The sequence below is a fragment of the Candidatus Epulonipiscium viviparus genome, from assembly GCF_000171335.1.
Lineage (GTDB): Bacteria > Bacillota > Clostridia > Lachnospirales > Cellulosilyticaceae > Epulonipiscioides > Epulonipiscioides viviparus.
On record NZ_ABEQ01000039.3, the window covers coordinates 17318 to 27294 of the forward strand.

Sequence of the window (9977 nt, forward strand, 5' to 3'; positions counted from 1 at the left end):
AAAACCTTCCCATTGACATAATAGAAAAAGAGGAGGTATAATTGTATGAAAATTAATACAAGAAAAGGAGCTATAATGGATACAATAAGACTAAAAGCTCTCGCCAAAATAAATATATCACTCGACATTTTGGGCAAACTAGAAAACGGCTATCACGAGCTTTTAATGGTTATGCAGAGCATCAATTTACATGATACTGTAATTATAAAAAGAACAATTGATTCAACTATTAAACTTTCAACAAATAAAATGTGGCTTCCTACCAATCACAAAAATATTGCCTACAAAGCAGCTCAACTATTTTTCAAAGAAACATCAACCGACGGGGGAGCGTATATCGATATATTAAAAAGAATCCCCATCTCTGCAGGACTTGGAGGAGGCAGCGCCGATGCTGCAGCAGTCTTAGTTGGATTAAACAAACTATACAAAACTCATCTTACAAAAAAAGAACTCATGACAATTGGCGTTCAAGTAGGGGCCGATGTCCCCTTTTGTATATTACGCGGAACAGCCCTGGCCGAAGGAATCGGAGAAAAATTAACAATCTTACCTCCCATTCCACAAACTCACATTTTGCTCGCAAAACCTAATGTCAATGTATCAACAAAATCTGTTTTTCGAGAAATCGTCGTAGACTCCATCAAAGAACATCCAGATACTGCCAAAATATTATTAGGTATCAATACACATAACAAAAAATTGATCTATGACAATATGTATAACGTATTAGAAACAGTGACTACAGCACGCCACCCCAAAATTTTAAACCTAAAACAGGAAATGCTCTCCTGCGGTGCGATAAATTCTCTAATGAGCGGCAGTGGCCCCACAGTATTTGGTGTCTTTAATAATAAAGAAACCTGCATCTTAGCCAGTGAACACATCAAATCGCGCTTTAATTTAAAAGAAGTTTTTGTTACAACTACCTATCTACCAAATACAAGAAAGGAAAAATAATCATGCAAGACGAAAAACTTGAATATCAACCTCTTCGTGACATTGTTTTTCAAACCATACGAAATCAAATTCTCTGGGGAGAGCTTCTCCCAGGGCAAAGACTTATGGAAATTCAACTTGGTGAAAAACTCGGAGTGAGCCGAACACCCATCCGCGAAGCCATCCGTCGTTTAGAATTAGAAGGTCTTATCGTTATGGTTCCTCGCAAAGGCGCATATGTTGCCCCCTTCACACGCAAAGATATCCAAGATGTTTTAGAAGTCCGTGCCGCCTTAGAATCACTCGCGGCAGGATTAGCTGCACAACGAACCGATACGCGCGATTTTTTAAAGCTGCAGCTCGTGATCACAGAATATGAGTTTGCTGCTGCTGAGCATAACATCGACGAAATGATCCAAAAAGATGTCGAGTTTCATGAAATTATATTTAGTGCCACAAAAAACGATCGCTTAATTCAAATGTCTCAAAATATTAGAGAGCAAGTCTTACGATATAGAATTGCATATCTAAAATATGAGGGCGAAGGCACAATCGTTTTATCGGAGCACAGAAAAATTTTAGAGGCCATCCAAAGTCATGATGTCCCACTCGCTTCCGACTTAGCCATGCAACATATAAATACACAGTGCGATGCAATTCTAAAGTATCTTAGCGAAAAATAAACTACTTGTAATTTGTACAAATCTTTGTTAAAATTTAATAATAACTTAAAGAAAGGCAATTCTATGATGAACACTAACAAAAAAATTAATACGATAGGTATCATTGGATCAAATCTCACAAGCTTAATGATTTGCAAAGAAGCAAAAAAGCGAGGTATAGAAACTGTTTTACTCGATCAAGAAAATTTTAATATTTCAAGCGACTACGCAACATATAGCCTAGTTGGGGAATTTAATTCACAAAATCTTGAACGTTTGTCACTTAGATGCGATGCTATAATTTGCATTACCAACCTAATTACAAACATTAAAAATAAATTACCAAAAAATGTCATTATTTATCCAACACTTGACGCATATCTCTATTTAATTAGTCGCAAAAATCAGCTAACACTTGCAACTAGTCTAAAAATCGATATTCCAGAGCATTTTCTAATTACCACTGTTGCGGGTCTTAGCAATCCCGAAATAACGTTTCCGTTAAAATGTTATTTATATTCTCAAAATGATTCAATTAACGATACCGATGTGGATGTGTTCGAAATAGAAGACGCCAAGGGGCTCCAAGAATTAAAGCAACCTCTCAGGCATCGCACTTCAATAGTTATATTAGAAAAATTGGAGCACTACCACCAAATTCTTAGCATCACTGCCGTTGTCGATCATAAAAAGAATATCGTATTGTATCCAATTTGCGAAGAGGAAGAAGAAGGCTCCACAGGCAAAACGTTAATCCATATTCCTCCCAACATAACAAAAACTCTCTACGCCAAAATAGAACGCACAACGAGGAAACTTGTTAAAGAGCTAAAAAGTCCCGGAATTTTTTCGATTCGTTTTGGTATCAATTCCGCAAAGAAGCTCATATTTTTAGCACTCACTCCCGGCGTTAGCGTTGGCGATATACACACCAATCACACCAGCGAACTTTCAGTATATGAGCAATTTCTCAATATTCTAGATCATCAACCCGCTATATCTACATCATTTGATAAACAAGCCACAGTATATATTTCTAACGAAGAAGACGGATACAACATGTTTTCGCTGCCATATCATTTATACAGAATTGGCCTAGAAAATAATCAAAATATAGAGATTATAGTATCAGTAGAAAATAATTCTAATTAAAAATTGCCACAACTATGTGGTCTATGGGGAGGAATTATGAAACAATTATTAGATCTTTTTTTTGCATTTTTTAAAATTGGAGCTTTAACTTTTGGCGGGGGATATGCTATGATGCCAATAATTCAAGCCGAACTTGTAAATAAAAGAGGATGGGTAGAAGAAGATGAAGTTTTGGATTACTATGCTATAGGGCAAATGACACCCGGCATCATTGCAGTAAACACTGCCACATTTATAGGATACAAACGAGGCAAAGTTATCGGTGCCATTGTTGCGACATTGGGTGTTGTGGCTCCTTCCATTGTTATTATCACACTCATTGCTTCTGTCTTTGACTTATTTATGGAGCAAAGTATAATACAAGAAGCGTTTTTTGGAATCAGGATTGTTGTTGTTGCCYTAATTGCGAGCGGTGTTGTTGCCCTTTCAAAAAAATCCTTGCTGGATTTAACCACAAAAATTCTATTTGTTGCAAGCTTAATTGTAATGGCAGTGTGGTCACCATCTCCAATAATACTAATTGTGATCGGCGCAGTATGCGGACTAATTTTCGGTAGAGAGGTGGCTAAGAAATGAATCTATTACTTCTATTATATGCAGAGTTTTTCAAGATTGGCTTATTTGCTGTTGGTGGCGGCCTTGCTACCATTCCATTTCTCGAAGAGCTCATAGATATSTATCATTGGATCACTCAAGAAGATTTAATTAACATCATCGCTGTTGCCGAATCTACGCCTGGCGCGGTGGGGGTAAACGCGGCGACCTTTATGGGTTACTCTACTGCCGGCRTTTTGGGAGGCATCATTGCGGTTCTTGGGCTTATCACTCCTTCTATCATCATCATTGTAATYGTTGCCAAAATATTCCACAAATTTAAATCTAACTCATATGTAAAAGCAGCGTTCTATGGCATACGTCCCGTTGCGGCTGGAATCATCGGTGCGGCCGGAATTTCTGTTGCCATGATCGCATTCGGAATTGAAGATCTAATCACCGGGGCATCTACAGCATATCTTGCCACTGTATTCAACATATTACTAGGGTTACTTTTCTTTTTTGCAATAGAGAAATTCAAAAAACATGCTATTGTGTACATCGCTGTTGGAGCCATATTAGGAATTTTAATCGTATAATACTTAATGAGTCGTTTGCATTCACTTGCAGGCGACTTTTTCAATTTTTCATGCATTTTTTAATTTATCTTCATAAGTTTTGGATATACTAGCAATAAAAGGAGCTGATCAACTATGAACATTTTAATAATAGAGGACGAAAAAAGGGTCGCAGATATTGTTGCTAAATATTTAGAAAACGAAAAATATAGAGTATTCACTTGCTATAGTGGTGAAGAAGGGCTCAAAGTATTTTTAGACGAAAAGATCGATGTAGTGTTATTAGATTTAATGTTACCAGGAATGCAAGGCGAAGAAATCTGCAAAAAAATGCGAGAAATCTCCAACGTATATATTTTTATGATTAGCGCCAAGGGTACTCTAGATAATAAAGTGGGAGGCTTTAATTTAGGTGCTGACGAATATCTTGTAAAACCTATAAGCCCTCGCGAAATTGTTGCCCGCGTTAATGCTCTAAAAACTCGCAAAGAACGTGAAAACAACGAAGAATTATGTATATTCGATAAAGGCAATCTCAAGATTTATCCCGAAACCAGAATGGTTATTTCCTATGGCAAAGATATCGTTCTCACACCCAATGAATTTGACATTTTATACCATCTCGCCAAATCTCCCGGCAGAGTCTTTAGYCGYGAGCAACTCATAGATGCTGTTATGGGCATCGATTTYGACGGCTTCGACAGAACCATTGATGTTCACATCAAAAACATTCGCAAAAAAATTGAGCTCGATACCAAAAGTCCWAAATTTATYAAAACCGTAACYGGCATCGGCTACAAATTCGACAGGTCATTAACATGATTTCATTCAGAAAGCAAACATTTGCATTATTTATCGGATTAGGATTATTTATTGTTGTTTTGGTAAGCTCATTTATTAATAACACAATGATTCGCGATTTTCGAGATTATATCGAATCTAACATTAAGTTGGTTGGGCAAATTATGGCCAACGAAATTGCCTCAGACTACGACGGTGTATATYTAAACGTCAATGGTGCGCGCTCAGAAATCATGGCACAACTACACCTTAAGCACTACGCAATTAGCGTTCTCGATCCCGACAAAAACATGCTAATTGGCGTTGATAAAAACACCCTAATAACCACAATCGATAATGACGATGACAAGCCTCATATCGATRCCGCTTCTCTCAAAAAAATGGCCTATCAAGAAACCGATTTGCCGGTTTTGGATAATCTTGGCAATACGATCGCATATATCAGATTGGGATACTTTCCTTCTTTAATATTGTCMTCTGATGATTTGGTATTTCAACAGCAAGTCAACAAAAGCATCATCATYGTTGCAAGCATCACTATCTTGATTGCAGTTATTATTTCCCTATATCTAACTAAGCTAATTTCTACCCCTATTTATGAAATTTCTCAAACATCTGTCTCTCTTATCAAAGGCGATTATATGGTTCGCAATCGACGACCTAGCCACATAAAGGAAATCGAATTGCTTCGCATCAACACCAACAATCTAGCCGAGCGCTTACAAGAAGAAGATGAATTGCGCAAAAAATTAGTTTCYGATATTTCTCATGAAATTAGAACTCCCCTTCACATCTTACAAAGCAACTTAGAAGCCATGATAGACGGCATCTATCCTGTCGATGACGAACAAATTAGCTTTCTCTACAAAGAAGTTGTTAGATTTGGTAATCTTCTCAAAAACCTCGATAAACTAAAGGGTGTAGAAGAACATAAGAAAGAATTAGCCATACAGCCACATAAACTCAATCATCAACTAGAAGAAATTTGCAACAATTTCAAAATTGTAGCTATCGAAAAGGGTCTCACATACAAACTCAATATTGATCGCACCAAAGACGTACAGGTAAATGTCGATATCGATGCCTTCAAGCAGATTATGATGAATATACTATCGAATGCATTCAAATTTACAGAATTTGGAGAAATAGAAGTCACTACTGCAATCAAACTCAAGCGCGTTATTATTTCAGTGCGAGACACAGGCATTGGCATTGGTGATAAAGATAAAAATTACATTTTTGACCGAATGTATAGAGCAGATAAAAGCCGCGAAAAATATGAAGGAAGCGGCATCGGGCTTAGCGTAGTCCAAAATCTCATTGTCAAACTCGACGGTGAAATTTTTGTTAAAAGTATAGAAGGTGTCGGCACCACAATGAATATTGTGCTACCCATAATAAAATGACTATATCAAAAATTTTTACAAAAAAAAGATAAGATGTCTCCATTATTCGGATGCCACCTTATCTTCTTTATTTTCCAAAATTTATTGCTGCATTGCCATTCCTAAAATTGATTGTACTTCTTCTTCTGGATACTCAAAATCTTCGTTTGGTAAAATAGGATCTGTGTCTGCTGCTTTGTTAAAGTAGTCTTCAAACTTTTTCATAGTCGCGTCATATGTATCTTTCGTGATTCCTGGCATTCCTTCTCCAGTTTCTAAGTCCATTCCAGCCTCTTCAAATCCTTGCATAACCGCATCTCGCATCTCTTCCATCTTCTCCAGGTCGTCTCCGGCCATCTCTTCTGCAAACGTAAATAGACGGTCCGCAACATTATCAACAGAATAAGCTCCGCCCGGTGCGATAGCCTCCGCTGCTCCTTCTGGTGTAGTGGCCAATCCTGGTATTGCCTCTTCAACGCTTCCAAATACACTAGCATAACTATCTAACATTGCATTACTCATCGTACTGCTTGCGCTATTTAACACTCCATACATAGCCGATGATGCTTGGTTTGATGCTTGATTATTTGCAAACGATCCCATTTGATTCAGCATATTCATTTGTTGCGACGCAAACATATCATTCAATGCCGAAAGCTGATCCGAGTTTAATCCTCTAGTCTCTTCACTCGAACGAGGAACATCTGCTTGCTCTTCTACTGTTTGCTGTTTAGCCACTTCATCAGTAATTTCTTGAGAGATCTCTTCTTCGTCTAGTTCTTCAGTTTGAGCCTCTTCCGCTTCTTCGTTTACTGCTCTTGCCTGAGCTTGTTGCGTTGCTTGTTGCGCTTGTGCGGCAGTTCTCTGTGCCTGAGCCATCGCTTGTTCTGCTTGGTTTGTTGCACTGTTAGTTTGTGCTTGAGCTTGAGCTTGTTGTTGCGCTCTTGGCTGTGGTCTTTGATATATTCCGGTTACTGGTGGTCGGCTGCCTCTTTCATATACAGCTGCTGGTTCATTGGCTTGCTGCACCGGTGCAGTTTCTTGCGCTTGATTATTTTCTCGTTGCCTTTGAGTCTCCTGAATTTGTTGTGCATTTCTAGATTGTAGTTCTTGTGGGTTAATTTGATTACTTTCTATTCTCACTTTAAAATCCTCCTTCAAATATATATTTATAAAATATATCGTCACTCATTCTACACTTCTTTATAGTTTTTTGGAAAATTATCCCATTTTTTATTCGCTCATTTGACATTTTTTACATACCATAATATATATATTCAGTTTTTACATTTTTATGAAAACATTATTTATAAATAATACACAAAAAAACACCCATGCTACTCTATACATAGGTGTTATAAAACTCAGCCACACTTYTAGCAAAATTTGAAATACTATATTTATCTGCAACACGCTTTGCGGCCGCTTTCATTTCATCTTTATCTGCAACATTCATAAAGTCCAATAGCTTTTGATGAAAATCTGTTTCGCTCACAAATGAATATCCTGTTACTCCTTCTTCTACCAGCCCTTCCAAACACTCGTCTTCTCTACATAAAATAGGCGTTCCGTTCGCCAATGCTTCTATATAAGTTAACCCCTGTGTTTCACTCGTCGATGCGGACACAAACAAATCCCCCAGCTGATAATACGCGGCTATTTCATTTGGCCGTATCATTCCCGTAAATTTAATCTGCTCAGTTAAGTTTAAGCTGCCCACCAATTTTTGTAGTGCCTTGCGTTCGGGCCCATCTCCCACTATCAACAACGACACGTTATCTCTTTTAAACGATTTCACATACCGAATTAGTTCTGCAATGTTCTTCTCTTTGCCCACTCGGCTTATAGAAACTAACACCAAATTATCTTTGGCAATCTTCAAATTTTCTTTTAGCTTTGCTATACTTTCCTCCGATACTACTCTCTTATATTTCTGCAGTTCAATYCCTGTCGGAATCACTCTTGTCGCACATTCCACTTTATATCCTTCCAGCAACGTTGCAATCTTGCGCGTCGGTGCAATAATTCCTTTCACATGCTCGGACAGATAATGCGTCGCTATTGTTACTATCTTTTTGCCTCGTTCTGCATGATCTATAAAATAATGCGTATAATCTTCGTATTTGGTATGGTACGTATGAATTATCGGAATATCCAGCTTYTTTGCAATCTTTCTAGCAATCAAAAACGTACTAAATTCACTTTGCGTATGAATGACATCCGGCTGCCAATCTATTATYTCCAATCTTTCTTTTCTATTCACAATCGGTGTCTTTACTCTCGCATCTGGGTAGATTCGACTCATATCTATCGATCCTATATAATACACAGAATTTTCATAATATGATTGGGCCGTTTGAGACAGTGTTACCACTTTCACTTCATGCCCCAGCTCTCTTAACCCTTTTTCCAAATTTAAAACAGAAGTCACTACTCCGTTTATTGTTGGCTTATATGTGTCTGTTGCAATCAATACTTTAATAAAAATCCCTCCTAATTTGCCTCACTAATTTTTGTATACAAATATTTAAACTCTCTTTGATAGTATTACCATATTTTTAAATTTTCTAACATGTATTGCTTTTATAAAAAAAACGAGCTAAAATATTTCTATATCACGTTTTATAGGAGGAAATTATGTCTGAAAAAAGAAGTCTTATTTTACTATTTTTGCTAGCCGGTCTATTTATGCTACTCGGCTATTTACTCAATATTGTAACGGGAAGCGTCTGGGCAGGCTATGGCTTAACCATCGCCATTATTATAATATGTATGCTATTTTTTGGGTATCGCAGAAGACATTATATATTGGCTCAAAATGCTCACAATGCCTACTTGAGAAAGCAATTCGATATTGCCTATGGTTTATAYGAAAAAGCCCTCTCATTGCCAAAATGTCCCGAGGAGATCAAAGTTGTTTATGCCTACAAATTACTCGCTCAGGGCCACACCCAAAAGGCCCAACAAGTTGCAGCWACTATTCAAACCGATATTCTCAACAAAGACGGTATCTTCAATTTTAAAGTTGTCAAAGGTCTTATGCTATATAAAGAAGATAAACTCGATGACGCCATCGCTCTTTATGAAGAACTCACCCAAGAAAGTGACGCCGAACAGCTCTGGGAAACCTACGGAATGCTTCTTAATCTCAATGAACAGTACGAGAAAGCTCGCGACTATTCTATCGCAGCTCTCGAAAAATATCCCAACAACAATATCATCAAAGAAAATCTGGCTACCAGCTATTTCTATTTATTCGAAGATAAAAAAGCTCGCAAACTATACAAGAGTTTGATCACTGCTGATGTTCACTATCCCGAGCCTTACTATTATTATGCGCGCATTGCCTATCTGGACGAGCGCTACAACCTTGCATTAAAATATATCGAAATGGCCGAGACCAAAACTCCTGCCGCACTTTCTAATATAACTTTAGACGTCGTTGTAGATCTAAAAAATGACATCGAGGCAGAACTCGATAGACTTGAAGCCGAATTTGATGCCGATGCTCAGGCTACTGTCGATACAGATGTCAATGCCGATACAGATGCTGATGCCCAGGCTCAGGCTACTACCGATACAGATGACGATGCCCATGCTCATGCTACTGCCGATACAGATGCTGATGCCCATGCTCATGCTACTACCGATACAGATGACGCCGCCGACGCTCATACTTCTACCGATACAGATGACGCCGCCGACGCTCATACTTCTGCCGATACAGATGCTGATGCCCATGCTCATGCTACTGCCGATACAGATGCTGATGCCCATGCTCATGCTACTGCCGATACAGATGCTGATGCCCATGCTCATGCTACTGCCGATACAGATGCTGATGCTCCGGCTCATGCTACTGCCGATACAGATGCTGATGCCGACACTCATGCAACCGCCGATACAGATGCTGATGCCCATGCTCA

Annotated in this window: 10 protein-coding genes; 8 read left to right on the plus strand and 2 right to left on the minus strand. The window is 38.3% G+C overall.

Features of this window, described 5'->3' with window-relative positions; all coding sequences use genetic code 11:
* The first annotated feature begins 45 nt into the window (after window positions 1–45).
* The 7 genes from ispE to EPU_RS11835 all read left to right on the plus strand — a co-directional run bounded on the left by ispE (window position 46) and on the right by EPU_RS11835 (window position 6072).
* Window positions 46–960 (plus strand): 4-(cytidine 5'-diphospho)-2-C-methyl-D-erythritol kinase, encoded by a 915-nt coding sequence (gene ispE / locus EPU_RS06880; RefSeq protein ID WP_010167960.1) that lies wholly within the window; start codon window positions 46–48, stop codon window positions 958–960.
* 2 nt (window positions 961–962) lie between these two features.
* Complete coding sequence (locus tag EPU_RS06885) at window positions 963–1622, plus strand: GntR family transcriptional regulator (RefSeq protein WP_010167961.1); 660 nt, start codon at window positions 963–965, stop codon at window positions 1620–1622.
* Window positions 1623–1685: 63 nt separating this feature from the next.
* Entirely contained in the window at window positions 1686–2753 is a 1068-nt protein-coding gene (locus EPU_RS06890; RefSeq protein ID WP_010167963.1) for a hypothetical protein, read from the plus strand.
* Between the two features lie 36 nt (window positions 2754–2789).
* On the plus strand, window positions 2790–3329 hold the full coding sequence (locus EPU_RS06895) for a chromate transporter (protein ID WP_029488173.1): 540 nt from the start codon (window positions 2790–2792) through the stop codon (window positions 3327–3329).
* Window positions 3326–3886: a chromate transporter gene (locus EPU_RS06900; protein WP_029488174.1), complete on the plus strand. Its 561-nt coding sequence runs from the start codon at window positions 3326–3328 to the stop codon at window positions 3884–3886. The genes EPU_RS06895 and EPU_RS06900 overlap by 4 nt, the downstream gene beginning before the upstream one ends.
* 114 nt (window positions 3887–4000) lie before the next feature.
* On the plus strand, window positions 4001–4687 hold the full coding sequence (locus tag EPU_RS06905) for a response regulator transcription factor (protein ID WP_029488175.1): 687 nt from the start codon (window positions 4001–4003) through the stop codon (window positions 4685–4687).
* Window positions 4684–6072, plus strand: coding sequence for a sensor histidine kinase (locus tag EPU_RS11835; RefSeq protein ID WP_052296478.1), 1389 nt, complete (start codon window positions 4684–4686; stop codon window positions 6070–6072). The genes EPU_RS06905 and EPU_RS11835 overlap by 4 nt, the downstream gene beginning before the upstream one ends.
* 81 nt (window positions 6073–6153) lie before the next feature.
* On the opposite strand, the gene EPU_RS12745 is transcribed toward EPU_RS11835, so the two are convergent.
* A complete protein-coding gene (locus EPU_RS12745) occupies window positions 6154–7194 on the minus strand; it encodes a hypothetical protein (RefSeq protein WP_010167974.1) in 1041 nt (346 codons plus the stop codon).
* 199 nt (window positions 7195–7393) lie between these two features.
* A complete protein-coding gene (locus EPU_RS06920; RefSeq protein WP_083792587.1) occupies window positions 7394–8524 on the minus strand; it encodes a glycosyltransferase in 1131 nt (376 codons plus the stop codon).
* Between the two features lie 164 nt (window positions 8525–8688).
* Between EPU_RS06920 and EPU_RS06925 the strand changes: the two genes are divergently transcribed.
* Window positions 8689–9977: tetratricopeptide repeat protein (locus EPU_RS06925; protein ID WP_029488177.1), on the plus strand; the 1289-nt coding region annotated here is incomplete at its 3' end.